The sequence below is a fragment of the Lysobacter rhizosphaerae genome, from assembly GCF_054779795.1.
The window spans coordinates 41,572-62,357 of the sequence record NZ_BAAGXO010000001.1; the positions used below are offsets into that span (position 1 = coordinate 41,572).

Below are 20,786 nucleotides of genomic sequence, written 5' to 3' on the forward strand. Positions count from 1 at the left end.
AAGAACATGTTGATGAAAAGCATGCGATTGCCGCTGCTCGCCTTGAGCCTGGTGACCGCCACGGCGTTGGCACAGGCGACCGGGGACCAGACCGCCAGCGACCAGATCCAGGACACGCCGATCCGCGAATCCGTCGAACGCCATCTGCCCGGTGATCAGGCGTTTCGCCCGGAGGTTCGCGACCCGAGCGTGCTGCAGACCGAACGCGGCGATCACGTCGAGAAGCAGCAGGTCGATGGCCAGGTGATGGAAACGGTGAAGCTGGGCGGCATCATCGCGCCGCTGCAGTTCGATTCGGGTGCGATCACCCTCCGCGCCAAGGACGTCGAGAAGATCCGGCGCGCGATGGAATCGGTGCAGGGCAAGGCCAACGTGCGCCTGCACCTGATCGGCCATGCCGACAACCAGCGTCTGTCGCCGGAACTGACCGCGCGCTATGGCGACAACCAGGGCCTGTCGCGTGAACGCGCCGGCGAAGTGGCCGAGTTGCTGCAACGCGCACTCACGCTGCCACCGGAAGCGATCGCGTTCGAAGGCATGGGCGATACCAAACCGGTGGCGAGCAACGCAACGGACGCGGGCCGCGCCCGCAACCGCCGCGTGGAAGTGGAAGTCTGGTACGACGAACCCAAGGCCGCGACGAAGGAACAAGAGGTCGTCGTCAAGGAAGAGCTCCGCCAGATCAAGGTCTGCCGCGTGCAGGAACTCTGCGTGATGCGTTTCCAGGAAGGGCAGGCGCGCCGCACGCGGGTGAACAACCTGGTCTCCGCGCTGCATTACGGCGAAGAAGGCGTGGACGTCACGCCGGCGTTCATCGAGCAGGTGCGCAAGGGCTTCGCCAACCTGGAAGGCAAGCAGAACGTGGTAGCCAAGTTCGTCGGCTATACCGATGACATGGCCCTGTCGGACCGAAACGCGCGCATCTACGGCGATGCGACCGCGCTGTCCAAGGCGCGCGCGCAGCGTGCCGCGCTCGCGGTGCAGCAGGCATTGAACTTGCCGGCCGCAGCCGTGCTCAGTGATGGCCGCGGCGCCACGGCGTTCGTTGGTGCCAACGACACGCCGCAGGGCCGCGAGCTCAACCGCCGCATCGAAGTGCAGTTCTGGTACGACGATCCGCTGCGGGAACTGCCCGAAGAGCCGCAGATGTGCCCGGCGGAAGCGGACAAGGAGATCGTCACCCGCGTCCACCAGCCCTCGGGTGGTCCGCTCCCGGTGCTGACGATGGACGGTAGCGACATCGTCACTCCGCCCGGCCTCACCGACCGCCTGCGCGATGCCATGGCCGAGGTCAAGGATCGCGACAACGTGCGCCTACGCTTCATCGGCTACACCGGCAACGAGCGCCTGGATCGCCGCACTGCCTCCGTGTACGAGGATGACATCGGCCTGTCTGCGGCGCGCGCGCGCCGCGCGATGGACACCATCCGCAGCCTGATGGAGCTCAGTCCGGAACAGGTCGAGCACGAGGGCCACGGCTTCGTGCAGGCCAAGGACGTGCCGAACGAGGGTTTCGTCCAGGGCGCGGATTCCTACATCGAAGTGCAGGTGGTGTACGACGAGCCTGTGCTGCGCGACGACTACGAAGGCGTGGACATCACCCGCCTGACCCGCGAACTGACGCCGCGCAATGCCTTCGGCCTCAACCCGATGCACATCTCGGTGAACGGCCAGCCCATCGACGATCCGGGCCGCAGCTCCGCCGACGTGCAGCGCTGCACCGACGTCGCGCTGGACGATGCGGGCATCCGTTTCCAGTTCGACGACCTCAAGGCCGCGCCGCGCCTGTCGGTGTCCGCTTCGCCGCAGGTGGCGTTGGTCGACGAGCCGGTGCGCTTCCGGATGTACTCGAACTACGGCAGCTTCATCCAGCGCGCCGAGGTGCGCATCCAGGAGAAGGGACAGTCCGTGCAGGGCACGCCGCTGGCCGCGGTGACGCTGGACGCGAACGGCGAAGCCGAGTGGCAGCCGGCTGTTGTGGAAGTTCCGTCTGCCGGGCGTGAATTGCAGTACGTGCTGCGCGTGTACGACGAGCAGGGCAGGTTCGACGAGACCAGTCCGCGTCCGTTGTGGCTGGTCAATGCCCAGGGCGATGGCAACGTTGCGGATATTCCGGCGCCGGCAACGGCTGAAGGCGCGGCGCCGCCGTTGGCTGGCTACGGCGAGAGCAACATTGCGAAGCGCAACATCCGCATCGGTGGCAACACCATCGCGGTGCGTGGCGGCGGCATCCCGGAGGGACACACGGTATGGGTGGCCGGCCGGCCGGTGCCGGTGGACGCCAAGGGCGATTTCATCGCCGAGGAGATCCTGCCCGAAGGCCTGCACACCGTGGAGGTGGCGGTGCTCGATGCGGAAGGCAACGGCAATCTCTACCTGCGCGACCTGGAGATGCGCGAGCGTGACCGCTTCTTCGTCGGCGTCGCCGACCTGACCGCGTCGACGAACAGCACCAGCGGGCCTGCCGACCTGCTGCAGGGCGAGAACACGGCCTTCGAGCGCAGCTCTTCGTTCGACGGGCGACTGGCGTTCTTCGGCACCGAGAAGTTCGGCAACGGCTGGCGCGTGACCGGCAGTGCCGACACGCGCGAGGGGCCGGTGGGGGACATCTTCGGCAACTTCCTCGACAAGGCCCCCGACGCGCTGTTCCGCCGCATCGACCCGGACTACCACTATCCGACCTTCGGCGATGACGGCACCGTCGAGGAGATGGCGCCCACCCTGGGCAAGTTCTACCTGCGCGCCGAGCATGGCGACGACTACGCGATGTGGGGCAACTTCAAGACCGACTACGCGAGCAACGAACTGGCCCAGGTCGACCGCGGGCTCTACGGCGGCAATGCGGAGTGGAAGGCGGATGCGACCACGGCGTTCGGCGAACGCCGCGCGGTCGTGAGCGGCTTCGCCGCCGAGCCGGGCACGATTGCCGGTCGCGAGGAATTCCGCGGCACCGGCGGTTCGCTGTTCTACCTGCGCAACCAGGACATCCTTACCGGCTCGGAGCGCCTGCGCATCGAGATGCGCGACAAGGACTCGCAGCTGGTCACGGGTACGGTCGAGTTGCGCCCCGGCCTGGACTACGACATCGACTACCTGCAGGGTCGCGTCCTGCTCTCCGAGCCGCTGTCGTCCACGGGCGGCGACAACATGCTCGTGCACAACGGAGGTCTCTCGGGAGACGAGGCCTGGCTGGTGGCGCGCTACGAGTACACGCCCGGCTTCGACGAGATCGACACGCTCACCACCGGTGGACAGGCGCATGTGTGGGTCAACGACCATGTCGGCATCGGCCTCACCGGCAGCCGCAGCAGTGACGATGCAGAAGACAGCAGCGTGCTCGGCGTGGACCTCACGCTGCGCAGGACCACCGATACCTGGCTGAAATTGCAGAGCGGCCGCACCACGGGCCTGGCGTCGCATTCGCTGTTCTCGTATGACGGCGGCTTCGGCTTCACCGGTACCGATCCGGCGGCGTTCGACGGCGCGGAGGCGAGTGGCTATCGCGCCGACGCCAGCCTCGGCATCGGCGACGTGTTCAAGAACGGCAAGGGCAGGGTGACCCTGTACACGCAGGCGCAGGATGCCGGTTACTCGGCGCCCGGCCTGGGGACGCTGTCCGACCGCACGTACTACGGCGGCACGCTCGACCTGCCGATCGGCGAAAAGCTCAGCGTCGTCGGCAAGGCGGATCACCGCGAGCAGGGCGCGGGCCTCACGCTCGAAGCCGCCGAGGTGAACGTCAAGTACCAGTTGAACGATCGCTGGAACGTGGCCACCGGCGTGCGCAACGACAAGCGCGAAGACCAGCGCGCGGTGGTGCCGCTGACCCAGGAGCAGGGCCAGCGCACCGATGCGGTGGTGCACGTGGGTTACGACTCCGCCAGCATCTGGAATGCGTGGGGTTTCGTCCAGGGCACCGTTTCGAAGGATGGCGACCGCCAGGACAACGGCCGACTGGGTGCCGGCGCCGCGCTGCGTGGCAACAAGTTCCGTCTCGAGGCCGAAGTCTCGGCCGGCGACCTGGGTCCGGGCGGGCGTGTGGGCACCAGCTACATGGTGTCCGACAAGACCACCCTGTACCTCAACTACGCGCTGGAAAACGAGCATGGCGACGTTGTCGACGGCACCAACCTGGGCGGCCAGCGCGGCAGCCTGGTCGGCGGCATGAAGCACCGACTGGCGGACAGCAGCAGCGTCTATGCCGAAGAGCGCTACCAGGACGCCAACGAGGCCCGCGGCCTGACGCATGCCGCCGGCTTGTCGCTGAACCTCGACGACCACTGGACCGTGGGCGCGAACGCCGAGCTGGGCACCCTGCAGAACAGCGAGACGGCGGCCGAGACCGACCGCCGTGCGAGCGGCGTGCGTGTGGCCTACAGCAATGGCCCGACCCAGGTCTCCAGCGGTGTCGAGTATCGCAACGACGACGCCGAGCAGGCCGACGCCACGCACGTGGAACGCACCACCTGGTTGTTCCGCAACAACTTCAAGTACCAGATGTCCGACGACTGGCGCCTGGTCGGCAAGCTCGACCACTCGATGAGCGAGAGCTCGCAGGGCCAGTTCTACGACGGCAAGTTCACCGAGGGCGTGGTCGGCTTCGGCTACCGCCCGGTGCTCAGCAACCGTTTGAACGCGCTCGCCAAGTACACGTACTTCTACAACGTGCCGACCACGGACCAGGTGGCGCTCAACGGCACGGCGGCGCAATTCATCCAGAAGAGCCACATCGCCTCGGTGGACGCCAACTACGAGCTGACCCCGTCGTGGTCGGTGGGCGGCAAGTACGCCTACCGCCTGGGGTCGGTGAGCCTGGATCGCGAGAATCCGCAGTTCTTCGACAACCGCGCGCAACTCGTCATCATGCGCACCGACGTGCGGTTGTTCGACCAGTGGGAGGGGCTGCTGGAGGCCCGCAGGCTGGAACTGCCGGACCTCGATGAATCCCGCAGCGGCATGCTGGTGGGCGTGTATCGCTACTTCGGCGAGCACGTGAAGGCCGGCGTGGGATACAACTTCACCGACTTCTCGGAGAACCTCACCGACCTGAGCTACCGCCACCGTGGCGTGTTCCTGAACGTCGTCGGCGCGTTGTAGCGCGGTAAACGCGGGGAGCCGCGGGTCGGTGCGGCTCCCTTCGAGACTCGGAATGGAGCCATTCCGATGGAGGTCGATACGCGCGGTGTAACCTATCAAGCCGTCCCTCCCACGGCTGACGATAGTTCCCGATGACCGAAATCGCGCGCAATGGAGCTCAGGACAAATCCCCGAGTGGTGGGGATCTGTCGCGCTATTCGGCCTCATTGCGCCTGTCCGTCGCCCCGATGATGGACTGGACCGACACGCATTGCCGCGCCTTCCACCGCGTGCTTGCACCGAATGCGCGGCTTTACACGGAAATGGTGCACGCGAATGCGGTGATCCACGGCGATCGCCATAAATTGCTCGCCTTGCATGCCAGCGAACATCCGGTCGCGCTGCAGCTGGGCGGCAGCGAGCCGGCGCTCCTGGCACAGGCTGCGCGCATCGGCGCCGAGGCCGGCTTCGATGAAGTCAACCTCAACTGCGGCTGTCCGTCGGATCGTGTCCAGGCGGGCCGCTTCGGCGCGTGCCTGATGCGCGAGCCCGCGCTGGTCGGAGACAGCGTCGCCGCGATGATCGCCGCGTGCGATATCCCGGTGACGGTGAAATGCCGTCTCGGCGTCGATGACGACCATGAATGGGACCGTTTCGCCCACTTCGTCGACAGCGTCGCGGCCGCGGGGTGCAAGATGTTCGTCATCCACGCGCGCAACGCCTGGCTGCAGGGCCTGTCTCCAAAGGAAAACCGCGAGGTTCCGCCGCTGCGCTACGACTGGGCCTATCGGTTGAAGCGGGAACGGCCGCACCTGCAGATCATCGTCAACGGTGGCATCGCGACGATGGACGAAGCCACCCAGCACCTCGACCACGCCGATGGCGCGATGCTCGGCCGCGCGGCCTATCACGACCCCTATCTGCTGCACCGCCTCGATGTGGCGTGGTTCGGTGGCACGCTGCGCACGCGCGGCGACCTGCTGCGCGCTTACCGGCCGTATGTCGAGGCGGAGCTTGCGCGTGGCGCGTTCCTCAAGCACATCACGCGCCACATACTCGGCCTGTTTGCCGGCGAACGCGGTGGACGCGCCTTCCGGCAGGTGCTCAGCGAGGGCGCGCACAAGCCGGGTGCGGACTGGTCGCTGGTCGAGCAGGCGCTTGCGTTGACCGAGTCCTTCGCCACCGCGGAAGCCTCTGCATGATCACTCGCGACACAAACGCCTTCCTCGATTTCGCCCGTGGTTGTGCAACCGATTTCGGCCCGGCCACCGCGCGCGCGGCCTTCCTGGTCGCGCCCGATGGCTTCGCCCTGGCCGAGCAGTCGGCGCAGGACAACCGCTACATGGCGCAGGCCGCGGCGTTCGACCCGGCGAGCGCGTCCTTGCAGCATCGCGAACTGCACCGCGCGTTTTCCGGGGTCCTCCCCACCGTCTGTTTCGCCGGAAGCCCGGACACGCCGGACGCACTGTTCCCCAACAACGTGTTCGGAACGGCGGCGGGGCGCTACGTGGTCGGGCGCATGCGCCACCCGGTGCGCCAGCGCGAAGCCGCGCGCGACGACATCCGCGGCTTCTTCGCCGGCGTGCTCGATTACGCCGAGGTCGATCTGTCGACGCAGGCACATCCCTGCGAACTCACCGGCGCGCTGGTGATCGATCGCGCGCGCGGGCTGGGCTTCTGTGGCCTGTCCGAACGCTGCGACGAAGAGGGCGCGCACCTGATGCATGAGGCATTCGGCCTGCGTGCGACGCTGCTGTTCGATCTCGCGCCGGGCGAGTACCACACCAACGTGGTGCTGGCCGTACTGGCTGGGCGGGCGGCGATCGTCTGCCCGCGGGGATTCGCCGATGCGGCCGTGGTCGAGGCCATCGCTTCCCTGTATGCGCCCCATGTCGTGTCGTGTTCGCCTGCCGAGCACGCGGCCTTCGTCGGCAACGCAATCTCGCTGTCCGCGGACACGGTATGGATGAGCGCGCGCGCGGGCCGCACGCTGACCGAGGCCAACCGCGAGCGCTTGCGCGTCGCCGGCTTCACGGTGGCCACGGTCGAAATGGATGCCATCGAGGCGGGCGGCGGCTCGTTGCGCTGCTGTGTGGGCGAGATCTACTGATGCAGCGTCCTGGTGCTGCTTGCGCGCGCCGTGCCGTGCGCTGAACGCGACCGTGCCGTGAAGGAAAAGTTCAGACCGGATTCACTGCGCCGTTCCAAGAATGCACACTCGTCGTTCTGCCTGCGTCCCAGCACTCCCGAGCCCATGCCCCTTCCCGTTTCCCGACTCGCTTCCCTGGCCCTGGTCGCCGTGCTCGTGGTGCCGATGGGCCACGCAACGGCCCAGAGTCTTGGGGCGTTGCTGGATCCTGGTCAGGGCCGCGGCGCTACTGACCATGCAGACCGGGGGCAGCGGGAGGATCGCTCGCAGGGCATGGACGAGCGCCACGATCGCGGCGAAGACCATCGGGCCCTCTCCGATGCCGTGCGTCGGGTCGAGCGCCGCACCGGCGGCCAGGTGCTCAGCGCCGAACGCGTGCCCTTCGATGGGCGCAACGTCAATCGCGTGAAGGTCATCGATTCCAGCGGCCGCGTCCGGGTGTACATGGACGATCCGCAGCCCCAGGGCCAGGATCGCCGCCAGCCGGAACCTCGCGACGACGATTGAGCCGCACCGCCGGTCCTGGTTCCCTGTGAATCCGGACGGGGCGCGATCTGGTTGCAGCCTCATTCACTAAGCTGAACAAAACAGGGGTCGCTGCTTGCTGTACACGCGCCGGCGACAACCTGAACGACTAACCTGAATGCACCCGGCCAAGACGGCCGCCTGCTGAAGGAGTCCCCCATGCGCATACTTCTGGTCGAGGACGAAGCTCCCCTCCGCGAAACCCTGGCCGCCCGCCTCAAACGCGAAGGCTTTGCGGTCGACGCCGCGCAGGACGGCGAAGAAGGCCTGTACATGGGCCGCGAGGTGCCTTTCGACCTCGGCATCATCGACCTGGGCCTGCCCAAGATGTCCGGCATGGACCTGATCAAGGCCCTGCGCGAGGAAGGCAAGAAATTCCCGGTGCTGATCCTGACTGCGCGCTCAAGCTGGCAGGACAAGGTCGAAGGCCTCAAGCAGGGCGCCGACGACTACCTGGTCAAGCCCTTCCACGTGGAGGAACTGCTGGCGCGCATCAACGCGCTGGTCCGCCGCGCGGCCGGCTGGAGCAAGCCGTCGCTGGAATGCGGCCCGGTCGTGCTCGACCTGGCGGCCCAGACGGTCAGCGTCGCCGGCAGCAACGTCGACCTGACCAGCTACGAGTACAAGGTGCTGGAGTACCTGATGATGCATGCCGGCGAACTGGTGTCGAAGGCCGACCTCACCGAGCACATCTACCAGCAGGACTTCGACCGCGACTCCAACGTGCTGGAGGTGTTCATCGGCCGCCTGCGCAAGAAGCTCGACCCGGATGGTTCGCTCAAGCCGATCGAGACCGTGCGTGGCCGTGGTTATCGCTTCGCGATTCCGCGCAGCGGCGACTGAGGCCTGGATTGGCGACCGCGTCGGATTTCGCACGGCTGCTGATCGCGCGCGGCGTTCGGGCTTTGTACGCTGGCGGCACATGAATCGCATGTCCGCCAGCGCGCGCTCCCATAGAGCGTTTCCCCCCAGCGCGTCCTCCCCAGGCAACGAGGCGACGCCGTGAGCTGGCGCCAGCCGCGGTCGCTGCAGGTCCGCCAGTTGCTGGCGGCCAGCCTGGGCCTGATCGCATTCCTCGCGCTCGCCGGCTATGCGCTCGATCGCGCCTTCCTGCAGACGGCGAAGGACAACCTGCACCAGCGCCTCGAGAACTATGCGCTGGCCTACGCCGACAAGAGCGAGTTCGCGCGCAACGGCGAATTCATCCAGCCCTATGATCCGATCGACCCGCGCTTCGAGCGTCCGGGCAGCGGCTTGTACGCGGAAGTCGTGTTGCCCAACGCGCACTGGGATTCGCATTCCGCGCAGGGACCGACGCTGCCTGGATCGCAGATGCTGCGGCCGAACGAGGAACGCTTCGAAGGTCCGCTGCCGCTGACCCAGATCAAGGGCACGCCGGGCGAGGTATACCGCTATGGGCGCGGCTTCATCTGGAGCGCGGAAGACGATGCCAAGGCGGAATTCCCGTACACCATCTACATCCTCGAGGACACGACCGCGCTGAGCCAGCAGGTCGCGGTGTTCCGCGCGGCCTTGTGGCGCTACCTGGGCGGTGCCGGGCTGATCCTGATGTTGTTGCAGACGGTGATCCTGCGTTGGAGCCTGCGGCCGCTGCGCAATGTCATCAACGAACTCAAGCGCGTGCAGCGCGGCACCGCCTCGCGCATGAGCGAACTGCATCCGCGCGAACTGGAGCCGCTCACCGAGAGCATCAACGCCTTCATCGAGAGCGAGCGGGAGAACCTCGATCGCCAGCGCAACACGCTTGCCGACCTCGCCCATAGCCTGAAGACGCCGCTCGCCGTGCTGCGCGCGCGCCTGGACCATCCCGGCCCCGAGGCGGAACTGCGCGGGGACGTCGACGTGCAGTTGCGGCGCATGAACGACCTGGTGTCGTACCAGCTCGCGCGCGCGGCGCGGTCCGGTCACCAGCTGTTCGCTGCCCCGATCGCGATCGAGCCCCATGCCGAGGAAATCGTGAAAGGGCTCGAAAAGGTCTACTCGCGCAAGGGCGTGCTGTGCGAGTTCGAAATCGCGCCGGGCGTGCAGTTCCATGGCGAGCCCGGCGACCTGCAGGAGTTGTTGGGCAACCTGCTGGAAAACGCCTTCAAGTGGGCGCGTTCGCGCGTGCTGCTGACCGTGCAGCACGGCGAGACGGCGCCCAATCGCCGCCCGGGCCTGCTGGTGGCGGTCGACGACGACGGTCCCGGCATTCCGCCGGAAAAGGTCGCGCTGATCCTGCAGCGCGGCGTGCGCGGCGACGAGCGCGTGCAGGGACACGGCATCGGCTTGGCGATCGTGCAGGACATGGTGCGCAGCTATCGCGGGACGCTGGACGTACTCGCTTCGCAGGAACTGGGCGGTGCGCGTTTCGAGGCGAGGTTGCCGCCGGGACTGTGACTCAAGGCTTCAGGCGAACGGCGGCTAGCGAACGGCGGCTTCAAGCGAACGGCGAAGGCCCGTAAAAGCGTTCCAGGTGCGCTGCCACCCTGGGCATCGCCGCGCGCAGCAGGCGCGGGTCGCTGAAGTGATATTCGCTGGCGACGGCGAAGAACTCCTCGGGCGCTTCGGCGGCATAGGGGTCGATGGCCGTTTGGCGTCCGGCTTCGACTTCCTCGACGAAGGCGTCGTACGCGGCCTGGAAATCGCGCGCCCACCCACGCTGCCAGGGTCCTGGCAGGGGCGGGGTGCCGTCGAGTTCGCCATCGAGCACGTCGATCTTGTGCGCCATCTCATGCACCGCCACGCAGAAACCCGCGTGCGGATCGTCGCAGTCGGCGAGCACATCGGCCCACGACAGGATCAGCGGGCCGGTGTCCCAGGACTCACCGATCAGTTCGTCCTCCCATTGGTGCAGCACGCCGGCGGCATCGACGTGGGTGCGGTTCACGCGGAAGGCTTCGGGATAGACGATCAACTGCGACCAGCCACGCAGGCCGGCTGCGCCGAACTCAAGCAGGGGCAGGCAGCACGCCGCGGCGAGCCGACCGCGGTCGCGGTCGTCGAGGACGAGTTCGCCGACAGGCGTGATGACTTTTTCGTGCAGGAAGCGCGCTGTGAGTTGCGCCAGGCGTGCGTCCCGTTCCGGGTCGAGCGCGGCCACCCACGGCAATGCGGCGCGGATGTCACGCCACAGATCGGGAGCTATCGGTTGCGGGGTTCGCCCGAGCAGCCAGCGGAACAAGCGGGGTGCTTAGCGGAACATGCTTAGCGGAACATGCCTGGCAGGAAGCGGTGCCAACGCGGCGACTGCAGGCGGACGTCATCGCCTCCACCCCCGCTGCTGCTGGGCAGGCTCGGCTTGGCTTTCTTCACCGGCAGAGCCATCGAGGAGGGATCACGATCCGGCGAACGCGTGACGGCAGTCTGCGTCCGGGTCGGGCAGCTGCCACCGTCGGCGTCGCTGAGCTTGCTTTCGCGCGCGGCAACGCTCGCGCTCGAGAGAATGATCAGCAGGCATACGGCGATGCGGCGCATGGGTAGTCCACTCCCGGAGTTGGGATCACGCGAACTATATCGCACCCGGTGGCCGCCGGAGTTGCATTCGACGGGCGGATTGTGGTGCACCGCAACAGGCCGGCCTGTCGCCGGTCCTGCCCCGCATAATTGCCGGATGGACGATCGCGCACTGCTCGAACACCTGATCCGTGGCCCTGCCAGCGGCGACGCCCTCGCCAAGGCGGCGGGCCAGACCCGGGCCGCCGTATGGAAGCGGATCGAGCACCTCCGCGAGGCTGGCGTCGCCATCACGGCCCAGTCCGGCCGCGGCTACGCCCTGGCCCAGCCGGTGAAGCTGCTGGACCCCGCGGCCATCCGCGCGGTGTTGCCTGAACAGGCCTCCAGGAGACTCGTCAACCTCGAGGTGGCCTGGTCCATCGATTCCACCAACAGCGAACTGCTGCGTCGCCGCGCCCCCGACGGGGCTGGAGTCGATGTCCTGCTGGCCGAGCGCCAGACCGGCGGCCGCGGACGCCGCGGGCGCGTCTGGGCCTCGCCGTTGGCGGCCCACCTCTATCTCTCGCTTGCACGCGGTTTCGGTGGCGGGCTGGCCCGGCTGGGCGGTTTGAGCCTGGTGGCTGGCGTGGCCGTGGCCGAGGCCTTGCACCAGCTGGGCTTCGGCGAGGTCCGCCTGAAATGGCCCAACGACGTGGTGGTCGCGGGCCCCGAGGGGCTGCGCAAACTCGGGGGCCTGCTGATCGAGGGCAGTGGCGAACACGCCGGACCCGCGCGCGCGGTCATCGGGTTGGGCCTCAACGTGCGCATGCCCGACGCGGTTGCGCGCGCGATCGACCAGCCCTGGTGCGATCTCGCCGGCCTGGCGTCGCATGGCTTGCCCGATCGCAACCTCGTGGTGGCCATGGTGCTGGCGCACCTGCTGCCCGCGCTGGACGTGTTCGATGCCGAAGGCCTCGCGCCGTTCCTGCGGCGCTACGCCGCATTCGACGCGCTGGCCGGCCAGGCGGTCACCCTGCATTCGGCCACCGCCACGCAATCCGGCATCGCCCTGGGCATTGCCGAAGACGGCGCCCTGCGACTGCGCCTCGATGATGGCCGCGAGCAGAACGTCCATGCCGGCGAAGTCAGCGTGCGCAGGACCGTGGCCGCGTGAGCGCGTGGGTATTCGATCTCGGCAACACGCGGCTCAAGTGTGCGCCGTTGCGTGCCGACGGCGTGGGCGACGTGATCGCACTGCCGCATCGCGAAGCCGATCTCGCTGCTGCCCTCGCGGCCGCCCTGCCACCGCGCATCGACGTCGCCTATGTCGCCAGCGTCGCCAACGATGCGCTGCGGGTCGCGCTCCTGCAGGCGCTGGCGGCGCGAACATGCCGCATTTCGCTGGCACGCACGCAGGCCGTGTTCGGCGACTTCCGGATCGCCTATGCGCAGCCGAACAAGCTTGGCGTCGACCGTTTCCTGGCCATGCTCGCGGCGCACCGCCGCCATCAAGGCGAAGCCGTGCTGGTGTGCGGCGTCGGCACCGCGCTGACGATCGATCTGGTGGACGCAGGGGGACGACATGTCGGCGGTCGCATCGCCCCGTCGCCCACCCTGATGCGCGAGGTCCTGCACGAACGCGCCCCGCAACTACCGGTGCAGGGCGGGGATTACGCCGACTTCGCCAGCGATACCGAAGACGCCCTGGCCTCCGGCTGCGACGGCGCGGCGCTAGCGCTGGTCGAGTCCAGCGCCGAGGCCGCGCGACGGACGCTGGGCCAGCGTCCGCGCGTGCTGATCCACGGCGGCGGCGCGGAGCTGCTGGCAGCGCGGCTACCGGAAGCTGTGCAATCCGCCTCGCTGGTGCTTGAAGGCCTGGCGATCTGGGCCGCGGTCGATTCCATCGCCTAGAAGCTTCCCCCTAGAATCGACGCATGCTCGTTCGCGCACTCATCGTCCTGCTTGCCATGCTCAACCTCGGGGCCGCCGCCTGGTGGATCGCCCGCGATCCGCTGCCGCCGCCCGCGCCCGTGCAACTGCCACCGGGCGTCGCACGCCTGCAGCTGGTGGATGAAGGGGCCCGGGCACCGGCGCCTCCGCCCGCGCCGTCCGCCGGGATCGCTGCAGCGCCGTCGCCGTCCACCACGGCCGTTGCCAGCGACGTTGCCCCGCCTGCGCCGCCGGCGCCGCAATGCTTCAGCTTCGGTCCCTTCGCATCGAAGGGCGCCGGCAGCGCCGCCGCCGCGAAGCTGGCGCCGCTGGTGCAGCATGTCGCCACGCGCGAACAAGCTGCGCCGGCCTCGGGGCACGGCTGGCGCGTATACCTGCCGCCGTTGCCGTCGGCGGAGCAGGCGCAGGGCGTCGCGCAGCGCATCGCTGCGGCCGGGTTCAACGATTTCTTCATCGTGCGCGAAGGGGCAGAAGCCAATTCGATTGCCTTGGGCCGCTACGGCGGCGAGGCGGCTGCGAGGAAGCGCGCCGAAGCGCTCAACGCCGCCGGTATCGCCGCGCAGGTCGAAGCCCTGGGCGCGCCGGATGCCGCAAGCACGGTGTGGCTGGATGTGACCGCGGACACCGGGTTCGACCCGCGCCACGCGCAGGCCACGATCGCCGCGGCGCAATACCGCAAGGCCGATTGCGCGCTGCGCTGACCGGCGTGCAGCCACCGCAGGCTAGAATGCGCAGCGCGGCCCCCGGGCCGCATTTCCCACGCCGGCTTAGCTCAGTTGGTAGAGCAACCGCCTTGTAAGCGGTAGGTCGTCAGTTCGATTCTGACAGCCGGCACCATCTCCCCGCGAATCGGCAACTCGATGTGCATGTCGTTGCCGGATGCGATCATCGCAAAACAGGCGAGGCCGCACTCGGCGGCCTCGACTGTATAACGCGTTTAAGGGCGAATGCCCGATCACGGCAAGATTAATCCCTATTTGTAGCGGGCCTTCATGCCTTCGGTCCTGATCTGATGCTCCAGAACTCGTCCACAGAAAGTGGTAACGGCAAGAACCGCTTCACCAAAAATCATGAGGAAGACTGTGGCAAAAAACAGCTGCCCTCTTTCGATATAGCCAAATGAAAACAGCATGAGTCCGAACAACGCTGCAATGCAAAATACGGCTGCGTGGACTCGCACAAAGTATCGCGCGTGACCCATTGCGCTTTCCTCCAGAAATAGTTCCAAGCAGCATCTGATGCTTGGTGCGGCTCAATCGCTTGCCACCTTGATCGCGATGGCGGATGAAGCCATCGAGGCACCCCAGACAACCAATGCCGTGCTAGCGCCCATTGTCGGCACTGCGATCAGAGCGCCCACGCATGCAACTGCTACGGCAATCGCGGCGCCATAGGTGGCATCACTACTAACGCTACCGCCGTCTACCATGGCAACTTCGTCAAAAGTCAGCTCGCGCATCATCATCTCCTTATGGTCGATATGAGGTAGAAACACACGGTGAGGTCATTCCTCCGCCATGGCTGTCGTTCTACCAGCGCTTCGCCGCCTCGCACTTCAACAATTGGCGAACACGATGTTCTCCGATTACGAACGGGAAAATTCGTTGGCCGTTCTGAGCTACTCACCCTAATTCAGACCCGCTAGAACAGCGGCCGTCCCAGCCCGCTGAAACCCACGTTCCCCGCGCGCTCCTGGCAGGCCGAGGCAGCGGCTGGGATGACTTCTGAGGCTGGTCAGCACCGATCGGTAGGGTCTGGGTTCGGGTGGGTTGGCAGGCCGGAACGAGCCACAGAGCCCGGCAGGCCGGCCGGATGGCAGCCTCAGGAGTCGGTCGACCTCGGCTGCTCCCGGCGGTGCCGAGCCAACGTCCAGCCCGTTAAACTGCGGGTTTCCACTTAACCGTGTCGGCTACAAGCCCGCCGCCTTCTAAGCGGTAGGGTCCCCGGTTCGATTCCGGGAGCCGCACCAAACGGATCCGGTGCATGAGCCGCAGCTTTCCTCCTGTTTCCCTGATCGGCGCGCCCACCGACATCGGCGCCGGACACCTGGGTGCACGCCTTGGGCCGGAGGCGCTGCGCATCGCGGGATTGCCGCAGGCGCTGGTCTCGCGCGGCATCGACGTCGCCGATCGCGGCAACCTCGATGGTCCGCGCAATCCCTGGCAACCGCCGACCGGGGGTTACCGGCACCTGCCGGAAGTCGTTGCCTGGAACCGCGCGGTGATGGACGCCGTGCTCGCCGAGCTGCGGGGTGGCCGCATGCCGATCCTGCTCGGTGGCGACCACTGCCTCGGCCTGGGCTCGATCACCGCCGTCGCCCAGCATTGCCGCGAAACCGGCAAGAAGCTCCGCGTGCTCTGGCTCGACGCGCATGCCGACTTCAATACCAGCGACGTGACTCCGTCCGGCAACATCCATGGCATGCCGGTCGCGTGCCTGTGCGGACTGGGGCCGCGTGAACTCACGCACCTGGGCGGTGCCGCCCCCGCGCTGCGCGCCGATGAGATCCGCCAAATCGGTATCCGTTCCGTCGACGAGGGCGAGAAGCGCCTGGTCAAGGAACACGGTCTGGATGTCTACGACATGCGCTACATCGACGAAGTCGGCATGAAGCGGGCGATGGAAGAGGCGCTGGACGGCGTCGACGAGAACACGCACCTGCACGTCAGCTTCGACGTCGACTTCCTCGATCCGGCGATCGCGCCCGGCGTGGGGACCACCGTGCCCGGTGGCCCGGGCTACCGCGAGGCGCAGCTGGTGATGGAGATGATCGCCGACAGTGGCCGCATGGCGTCGCTCGACATCATGGAGCTCAACCCGGTGATCGATACCCGCAACCTGACCGCCGAAGTCGCGGTCGACCTGGTCGAGAGCCTGTTCGGCAAGTCGACCCTGATGCGCGACTAGCGGGTACCTGAATCGAATTCCGGGCTGTGACGTCGTTCCCTTGCACCGCTCAGCCGGGCACCACACCATGCGCCCGCGCGGCACACCGCCCCTTTCGAAACCCGTACCGGAGAATCCAATGAAGCGTCTGATGGCCGTGGCTATGCTGGCCCTGTTCTCGATCGCGACCCTGTCGGCCTGCAACACCATGGAAGGCCTCGGCAAGGACGTGAAGAAGCTCGGCGAGAAGGTCGAAGACAAAGCCAGCAGCTGACCCTGGCTGCATGGACCGCCACAGAGGCCGGAGCAATCCGGCCTTTGTGCTTTCTGCCGCCTGGAAAACCACGGCGCGGCCTCCCGCTCAAAACTGAATGGGAGGTCAGGTTATGCGCACCCGTCTCCACAGAAAGTTCATGCGGGTCCGAGTTAGATGCGCGAGGACGAAGCCAACGCCCAGTCCGGACCGGCGTACCACCCGACACACCCGTAAGGAGAAAGGTATGAAGCGTCTGATTTTCCTGCTGCTGCTGGTTGCGTTCTCGTCCAGTTTCATCACTGCCTGCAACACCATGGCGGGCGCGGGCAAGGACGTGCAGAAGGCCGGCGAAAAAGTCGAAAAGGAAGCCTGCAAGGGCGAGCATTGCTGATCCACGCAGGTAACGCACCGTCTGCAAAGAGGCCGGGATTCCCGGCCTTTTTGTTGCGGATGTCGTTGTTCAATGGTTGCATCACCTGAACCGAGGCGGCGCGACTGCAACTGTCGACGCGGAAGCAACGAACGGGCCGTTCCGGCCCGTTCTTCATGACCAGGATCGATCGCGAGAGTCAGCGCGGCGGATCGGCGACGAAGCCGGCCGGGAACGCCTCGGGTTCCGCGTGCTGCCAGCGGTATCCGGGCTGCCGTGGCAATACGCCGCGTGCGACCAGCGCGCGGTAGTCGTCATAGCGCAACTGACTCACCTGCGCGGGTGATCGCGTGGCGCGCACGAAGCCGGTGCGGGACACCGGTGCCCATTCGCGTTCGCCATGACCGGTGCCCAGGCCCTGGGCCGCGGCTTCGTCACGCTGCCTGTCGCCGCGCGCCTCGGCCGCCGGCGCTGCCGCCTTCGCGGCGTCGGCACTGTCGCGGGCAACGGGTGCTTCGCGGCGCCAGATCGGCGCCGGCGGGTAATAGAGCGGCCGCGCCTCCTCGAACACGGCGATGCCGATCACACCCACGTTGTCGGGCCGGCCCGTGCGCGCGGCGTAGCTGTCGGGCAAGTCGGTGAACACGAACTGGGCGACGTCATCGAGCGACTTCCGCCAACCGTTGATCTCGGTGCTTTCCCACGGTTCGAGCACATAGCCGGCCTGCGACGGATGCGCGGTCTGCCCGGTGACCGCATTGATGCCGTCGACCGACAGCACCACGAGCACGCGGCCGCCGCTGGTGTTGGTCAGGCGCACCGAATAGCGATGGCCGGGTTCGCCTTCGATCCAGTCCTGGCCGCGATGATGGATCTGGCCGAGCCAGCCTCCGTCGGGTGCGTAGCCACGGTCACGATCGACCACGCCCACATCGACCAGGGGACGTGCCTGCACGGAAGTGCAGGCGGCAAGGGCAGCGCAGAGCGCGAGGGTGGCGAAGCGGCGGAACATGGCGCGGACTCCCGGTGGGTTATCCGGGCAAACGCGCCTGCACCGGGAATGGGGTTTCGCGAGGGCCGCGGGCGGGGCGGGGACGAACCAGCGGTTAAACTGCCCGACCGCGTCCTGAACCTCGAGTCCGCTTCGCATGTCCCGCACCCGCGTCCTCACCGGCATCACCACTTCGGGCACGCCGCACCTCGGCAACTACGTCGGCGCCGTGCGTCCGGCCATCGCCGCCAGCCGCGATCCGAACGTGGAGAGCTACTACTTCCTCGCCGACTACCATGCCCTGATCAAGGTCAGCGATCCGGCACGCGTGCAGCGCTCGACCCTGGAAATCGCCGCGACCTGGCTCGCCTGCGGCCTCGACCCGGCGTCGGTGTGGTTCTACCGCCAGAGCGACATCCCCGAGATCCCGGAGCTCACCTGGTTCCTCAGCTGCGTCGCCGGCAAGGGCATCCTCAACCGCGCGCATGCCTACAAGGCATCCGTCGACAAGAACCGCGCCGAAGCACTCGACGACGATGCCGCGATTACCGCGGGCCTCTTCATGTACCCGGTGCTGATGGCCGCGGACATCCTGCTGTTCAACGCGCACAAGGTGCCGGTCGGCCGCGACCAGGTGCAGCACATCGAGATGGCGCGCGACTTCGGCCAGCGCTTCAACCATCTCTATGGCGAACACTTCACATTGCCGGAGGCGGCGATCGAGGAGCACGTGGCGACGTTGCCCGGCCTCGACGGCCGCAAGATGAGCAAGAGCTACGACAACACCATTCCGCTGTTCGCGCCGCGGGAGCAGCTGAAGAAACTGATCGCCGGCATCGTCACCGATTCGCGCGCGCCCGGCGAACCCAAGGATGCGGACAATTCCAACGTGTTCCAGCTGTACCAGGCGTTCGCCTCGACGGAAGAAACCGCGGCGATGCGCCAGGCCTACGCCGATGGCATCGGCTGGGGCGATGCCAAGCAGACGCTGTTCGAACGCATCGACGCGGAAGTGGCGCCGCTGCGCGAGAAATACGAAGCGCTGATGGCAAGGCCCGCGGAGATCGAAGCGATCCTGCGCGACGGCGCCGCGCGCCTGCGCGCGCGGCATGCGACGCCACTGCTGGCGCGCCTGCGCGAGGCGGTGGGCCTGCGCGACCTGTCGAACGTGGCGTCGTCGGCCACGGCGAAGAAGGAAAAGTCCGCGCTGCCGATGTTCAAGCAATACCGCGAGGCCGATGGCCGTTTCTACTTCAAGTTCGTCGACGGTGAACGCGTGCTCGTGCAGAGCATCGGTTTTGCCTCGCCCAAGGACGCGGGCCAGCTGATCGCCCGCCTGAAGCGCGAAGGCGCCTCCGCGCTGCGCCATGCGGACGCCGACGCGCTGCACCTGGGTGAAGAACTGATCGGCCACCTGCATGACGCGGCCGAGCTGGCCGACGTTGCGGAAGCCCTGGCGCAGCTCGCGGAAGGGGAGTGAGCGCGGTTTATCCGGGGAGGCCGGATGAGAGGCCACTCCCGGATTACTTGACTCCGCCCGGTCGCGGCGCAATCGTGACGTGCCATGTCCCGCGTGCCCGCGCAGACGATCGACAGTGAAGCCGCCCGGCAGGCGGCCCTGGACACCTATGCGATCGTCGACAGCGGCCCCGAGCAGGCGTTCGACGACATCGTCCGCCTGGCGGTGATGCTCTGCGGCGTGTATGCCGCCTCGATTTCCCTCATCGATCGCGACCGCGTCTGGTTCAAGGCGCAGATCGGCGTCGACCAGCCGCAGGTGTCGCGCGAACTGTCGCTGTGCAACCACGCCATCGACCAGCCCGGGCGCACGCTGGTGATCGACGACCTGGACATCGACCCGATTCCCGCGGCCAAGCGCCGCCGACTCGGTGGCCTGCCACCGCGCTTCTACGCGGGCGTGCCGCTGCTCAGTCCCGACGGCTATCCGCTGGGCACCCTGAGCGTCGCCGACACGGTGCCACGCCACCTGGTGGCAGCGCAGGTCGAAGGGTTGGAACTGTTGGCGAGGCAGACACAGCATCTGCTGGAACTGCGCCGCCTGATGCTGGAGCAGGGACACCTGCTCAATGCACGCGAAGCGGCGGCGCAGCGCGCCGAGCAGGCGCGTGCCGAGTTGCAGCGCCGGCACGAGGAACTGCAACAGTCGGCGACGCGCGATCCGCTCACCGGCCTGCTCAATCGCGCGGCGATGGAGGAAGTGCTCGCGGACACGCTCAAGCGCGATCCGTCCGAGCGACCGCCCTATACCCTGCTGCTGCTCGATATCGACCACTTCAAGATGGTCAACGACGCGCACGGCCATCTTGCCGGCGACCAGGCCCTGCGCGCGGTGGCGCAGGCGGTGCTGACCTCGATACGCAAGAGCGACATCGCGGTGCGCTTCGGCGGCGAGGAAATCGTGGTCTACCTGCCGGGCACCGCGCTCGACGGCGCCACCGAGGTCGCACAACGGATACGCGAGCAGGTCGCCCGCGCGCCGCTGCCATTCCCGATCACGGTGTCGGTGGGCATCGCCGCTGGCGATCCCACGCGCGACCGGCCCGAACAGACCTTCGACCGTGCCGACCAGGCGCTCTATCGCGCCAAGGCGGGAGGACGCGATCGCGTGGTGGTGGACGACACGCCGCTGTTCACCAGCATCAACCCGGATTAGCGAAACCCGGACCGGTGGGTCACGCCTGCAGCGGCGCGTGGCCGCTCACGGCCATTCGGCAGGGGGCGCGCCACGCTCGGGGTGGTGCATTTTCACCACGCAGAAGCGCTGGCCGGTCGGTGCTTCCATCACCCACCAGCGTTTGATGAATCCGATCTTCCTGGCGCCCAGCGCTTCCAGGCGCGCGGCTTCGGCGTCGACGTCGTCCGCTTCGATGTCCAGGTGCACGCGCGACGGGTGCTCGACCTTCTGCACCTCGATGCACAGGTCGGCCGGCGTACCGCCGAACAGCTGGTACTCCGCGGTGTCGTCGCCCGCATCGCGGTCGGCGATGGTCAGGCCCAACGCCTGGCTCCAGAAATCCGCCGCCGCGTCGAGATTGTCCGTGTTGCAGTCGATGATGAAACCGGCAAGGCGGCTGCGATGGGCCATCGTCATTCTCCGAAGGCGGGGCCGCGGACCCCGCACATTGGT

At 67.3% G+C, this 20,786-nt stretch carries 20 protein-coding genes and 2 tRNA genes; 16 read left to right on the top strand and 6 right to left on the bottom strand.

The window, feature by feature from the left end:
- Positions 1–12: 12 nt before the first annotated feature.
- From ACYVGE_RS00170 to ACYVGE_RS00195, 6 genes are all read left to right on the top strand, one after another.
- The gene (locus ACYVGE_RS00170) at positions 13–5,097 is read left to right on the top strand and encodes an OmpA family protein (RefSeq protein ID WP_460725972.1); all 5,085 of its coding nucleotides are present in this window, start codon (positions 13–15) and stop codon (positions 5,095–5,097) included.
- Positions 5,098–5,228: 131 nt separating this feature from the next.
- Positions 5,229–6,278 carry a tRNA dihydrouridine(20/20a) synthase DusA gene (dusA, locus tag ACYVGE_RS00175; RefSeq protein ID WP_460725974.1) on the top strand — a complete coding sequence of 350 codons (1,050 nt, stop codon included), beginning with the start codon at positions 5,229–5,231 and terminating at the stop codon, positions 6,276–6,278.
- Positions 6,275–7,186: an arginine deiminase-related protein gene (locus tag ACYVGE_RS00180; RefSeq protein WP_460725976.1), complete on the top strand. Its 912-nt coding sequence runs from the start codon at positions 6,275–6,277 to the stop codon at positions 7,184–7,186. The genes dusA and ACYVGE_RS00180 overlap by 4 nt, the downstream gene beginning before the upstream one ends.
- Positions 7,187–7,330: 144 nt before the next feature.
- A complete protein-coding gene (locus ACYVGE_RS00185; RefSeq protein ID WP_460725978.1) occupies positions 7,331–7,732 on the top strand; it encodes a PepSY domain-containing protein in 402 nt (133 codons plus the stop codon).
- 177 nt (positions 7,733–7,909) lie between these two features.
- Entirely contained in the window at positions 7,910–8,593 is a 684-nt protein-coding gene (locus ACYVGE_RS00190; protein ID WP_460725980.1) for a response regulator transcription factor, read from the top strand.
- 159 nt (positions 8,594–8,752) lie between these two features.
- Positions 8,753–10,150 (top strand): ATP-binding protein, encoded by a 1,398-nt coding sequence (locus ACYVGE_RS00195; RefSeq protein ID WP_460725982.1) that lies wholly within the window; start codon positions 8,753–8,755, stop codon positions 10,148–10,150.
- A gap of 40 nt (positions 10,151–10,190) precedes the next feature.
- Here the strand turns inward: ACYVGE_RS00195 and ACYVGE_RS00200 are convergent, their stop codons facing one another.
- Both ACYVGE_RS00200 and ACYVGE_RS00205 read right to left on the bottom strand, forming a co-directional pair.
- On the bottom strand, positions 10,191–10,934 hold the full coding sequence (locus tag ACYVGE_RS00200; RefSeq protein WP_460725984.1) for a M90 family metallopeptidase: 744 nt from the start codon (positions 10,932–10,934) through the stop codon (positions 10,191–10,193).
- Between the two features lie 23 nt (positions 10,935–10,957).
- Positions 10,958–11,227, bottom strand: coding sequence for a hypothetical protein (locus ACYVGE_RS00205; protein WP_460725986.1), 270 nt, complete (start codon positions 11,225–11,227; stop codon positions 10,958–10,960).
- Between the two features lie 136 nt (positions 11,228–11,363).
- On the opposite strand from ACYVGE_RS00205, the gene birA reads away from it, so the two are divergent.
- The 4 genes from birA to ACYVGE_RS00225 all read left to right on the top strand — a co-directional run bounded on the left by birA (position 11,364) and on the right by ACYVGE_RS00225 (position 13,972).
- Positions 11,364–12,359 carry a bifunctional biotin--[acetyl-CoA-carboxylase] ligase/biotin operon repressor BirA gene (gene birA, locus ACYVGE_RS00210; protein WP_460725988.1) on the top strand — a complete coding sequence of 332 codons (996 nt, stop codon included), beginning with the start codon at positions 11,364–11,366 and terminating at the stop codon, positions 12,357–12,359.
- Positions 12,356–13,096: a type III pantothenate kinase gene (locus ACYVGE_RS00215; protein WP_460725990.1), complete on the top strand. Its 741-nt coding sequence runs from the start codon at positions 12,356–12,358 to the stop codon at positions 13,094–13,096. The genes birA and ACYVGE_RS00215 overlap by 4 nt, the downstream gene beginning before the upstream one ends.
- Positions 13,097–13,119: 23 nt before the next feature.
- The gene (locus ACYVGE_RS00220) at positions 13,120–13,836 is read left to right on the top strand and encodes an SPOR domain-containing protein (RefSeq protein ID WP_460725992.1); all 717 of its coding nucleotides are present in this window, start codon (positions 13,120–13,122) and stop codon (positions 13,834–13,836) included.
- Positions 13,837–13,896: 60 nt separating this feature from the next.
- A tRNA-Thr gene (locus ACYVGE_RS00225) sits at positions 13,897–13,972 on the top strand.
- Positions 13,973–14,108: 136 nt separating this feature from the next.
- Here ACYVGE_RS00225 and ACYVGE_RS00230 read toward each other — a convergent pair.
- Entirely contained in the window at positions 14,109–14,336 is a 228-nt protein-coding gene (locus ACYVGE_RS00230; RefSeq protein WP_460725994.1) for a hypothetical protein, read from the bottom strand.
- A 51-nt stretch (positions 14,337–14,387) separates the two neighbouring features.
- The gene (locus ACYVGE_RS00235; RefSeq protein ID WP_460725996.1) at positions 14,388–14,594 is read right to left on the bottom strand and encodes a hypothetical protein; all 207 of its coding nucleotides are present in this window, start codon (positions 14,592–14,594) and stop codon (positions 14,388–14,390) included.
- Positions 14,595–15,019: 425 nt separating this feature from the next.
- Between ACYVGE_RS00235 and ACYVGE_RS00240 the strand changes: the two genes are divergently transcribed.
- The 4 genes from ACYVGE_RS00240 to ACYVGE_RS00255 all read left to right on the top strand — a co-directional run bounded on the left by ACYVGE_RS00240 (position 15,020) and on the right by ACYVGE_RS00255 (position 16,668).
- Positions 15,020–15,104 (top strand) — tRNA-Arg (locus tag ACYVGE_RS00240).
- Positions 15,105–15,118: 14 nt separating this feature from the next.
- On the top strand, positions 15,119–16,042 hold the full coding sequence (gene rocF, locus ACYVGE_RS00245; RefSeq protein WP_460725998.1) for an arginase: 924 nt from the start codon (positions 15,119–15,121) through the stop codon (positions 16,040–16,042).
- A 118-nt stretch (positions 16,043–16,160) separates the two neighbouring features.
- Entirely contained in the window at positions 16,161–16,295 is a 135-nt protein-coding gene (locus tag ACYVGE_RS00250; RefSeq protein ID WP_310055933.1) for an entericidin A/B family lipoprotein, read from the top strand.
- A gap of 226 nt (positions 16,296–16,521) precedes the next feature.
- Entirely contained in the window at positions 16,522–16,668 is a 147-nt protein-coding gene (locus ACYVGE_RS00255; RefSeq protein WP_460726001.1) for an entericidin A/B family lipoprotein, read from the top strand.
- A 178-nt stretch (positions 16,669–16,846) separates the two neighbouring features.
- Here the strand turns inward: ACYVGE_RS00255 and ACYVGE_RS00260 are convergent, their stop codons facing one another.
- On the bottom strand, positions 16,847–17,659 hold the full coding sequence (locus ACYVGE_RS00260) for a hypothetical protein (protein WP_460726003.1): 813 nt from the start codon (positions 17,657–17,659) through the stop codon (positions 16,847–16,849).
- Positions 17,660–17,795: 136 nt separating this feature from the next.
- Between ACYVGE_RS00260 and ACYVGE_RS00265 the strand changes: the two genes are divergently transcribed.
- Complete coding sequence (locus tag ACYVGE_RS00265; RefSeq protein ID WP_460726005.1) at positions 17,796–19,118, top strand: tryptophan--tRNA ligase; 1,323 nt, start codon at positions 17,796–17,798, stop codon at positions 19,116–19,118.
- A gap of 84 nt (positions 19,119–19,202) precedes the next feature.
- On the top strand, positions 19,203–20,312 hold the full coding sequence (locus tag ACYVGE_RS00270; RefSeq protein WP_460726007.1) for a GGDEF domain-containing protein: 1,110 nt from the start codon (positions 19,203–19,205) through the stop codon (positions 20,310–20,312).
- Between the two features lie 45 nt (positions 20,313–20,357).
- Here ACYVGE_RS00270 and ACYVGE_RS00275 read toward each other — a convergent pair whose 3' ends face one another.
- Positions 20,358–20,744 carry a VOC family protein gene (locus tag ACYVGE_RS00275; protein ID WP_460726009.1) on the bottom strand — a complete coding sequence of 129 codons (387 nt, stop codon included), beginning with the start codon at positions 20,742–20,744 and terminating at the stop codon, positions 20,358–20,360.
- Positions 20,745–20,786: the final 42 nt, after the last annotated feature.

Excerpts from the sequence above, each read along its gene's own strand:
- ACYVGE_RS00170 (WP_460725972.1), top strand. The coding sequence starts at position 13 with ATGAAAAGCATGCGATTGCCGCTGCTCGCCTTGAGCCTGGTGACCGCC.
- dusA (WP_460725974.1), top strand. The coding sequence starts at position 5,229 with ATGACCGAAATCGCGCGCAATGGAGCTCAGGACAAATCCCCGAGTGGT.
- ACYVGE_RS00180 (WP_460725976.1), top strand. The coding sequence starts at position 6,275 with ATGATCACTCGCGACACAAACGCCTTCCTCGATTTCGCCCGTGGTTGT.
- ACYVGE_RS00185 (WP_460725978.1), top strand. The coding sequence starts at position 7,331 with ATGCCCCTTCCCGTTTCCCGACTCGCTTCCCTGGCCCTGGTCGCCGTG.
- ACYVGE_RS00190 (WP_460725980.1), top strand. The coding sequence starts at position 7,910 with ATGCGCATACTTCTGGTCGAGGACGAAGCTCCCCTCCGCGAAACCCTG.
- ACYVGE_RS00205 (WP_460725986.1), bottom strand. The coding sequence starts at position 11,227 with ATGCGCCGCATCGCCGTATGCCTGCTGATCATTCTCTCGAGCGCGAGC.
- birA (WP_460725988.1), top strand. The coding sequence starts at position 11,364 with ATGGACGATCGCGCACTGCTCGAACACCTGATCCGTGGCCCTGCCAGC.
- ACYVGE_RS00220 (WP_460725992.1), top strand. The coding sequence starts at position 13,120 with ATGCTCGTTCGCGCACTCATCGTCCTGCTTGCCATGCTCAACCTCGGG.
- ACYVGE_RS00230 (WP_460725994.1), bottom strand. The coding sequence starts at position 14,336 with ATGGGTCACGCGCGATACTTTGTGCGAGTCCACGCAGCCGTATTTTGC.
- ACYVGE_RS00235 (WP_460725996.1), bottom strand. The coding sequence starts at position 14,594 with ATGCGCGAGCTGACTTTTGACGAAGTTGCCATGGTAGACGGCGGTAGC.
- rocF (WP_460725998.1), top strand. The coding sequence starts at position 15,119 with ATGAGCCGCAGCTTTCCTCCTGTTTCCCTGATCGGCGCGCCCACCGAC.
- ACYVGE_RS00250 (WP_310055933.1), top strand. The coding sequence starts at position 16,161 with ATGAAGCGTCTGATGGCCGTGGCTATGCTGGCCCTGTTCTCGATCGCG.
- ACYVGE_RS00255 (WP_460726001.1), top strand. The coding sequence starts at position 16,522 with ATGAAGCGTCTGATTTTCCTGCTGCTGCTGGTTGCGTTCTCGTCCAGT.
- ACYVGE_RS00260 (WP_460726003.1), bottom strand. The coding sequence starts at position 17,659 with ATGTTCCGCCGCTTCGCCACCCTCGCGCTCTGCGCTGCCCTTGCCGCC.
- ACYVGE_RS00265 (WP_460726005.1), top strand. The coding sequence starts at position 17,796 with ATGTCCCGCACCCGCGTCCTCACCGGCATCACCACTTCGGGCACGCCG.
- ACYVGE_RS00270 (WP_460726007.1), top strand. The coding sequence starts at position 19,203 with ATGTCCCGCGTGCCCGCGCAGACGATCGACAGTGAAGCCGCCCGGCAG.
- ACYVGE_RS00275 (WP_460726009.1), bottom strand. The coding sequence starts at position 20,744 with ATGGCCCATCGCAGCCGCCTTGCCGGTTTCATCATCGACTGCAACACG.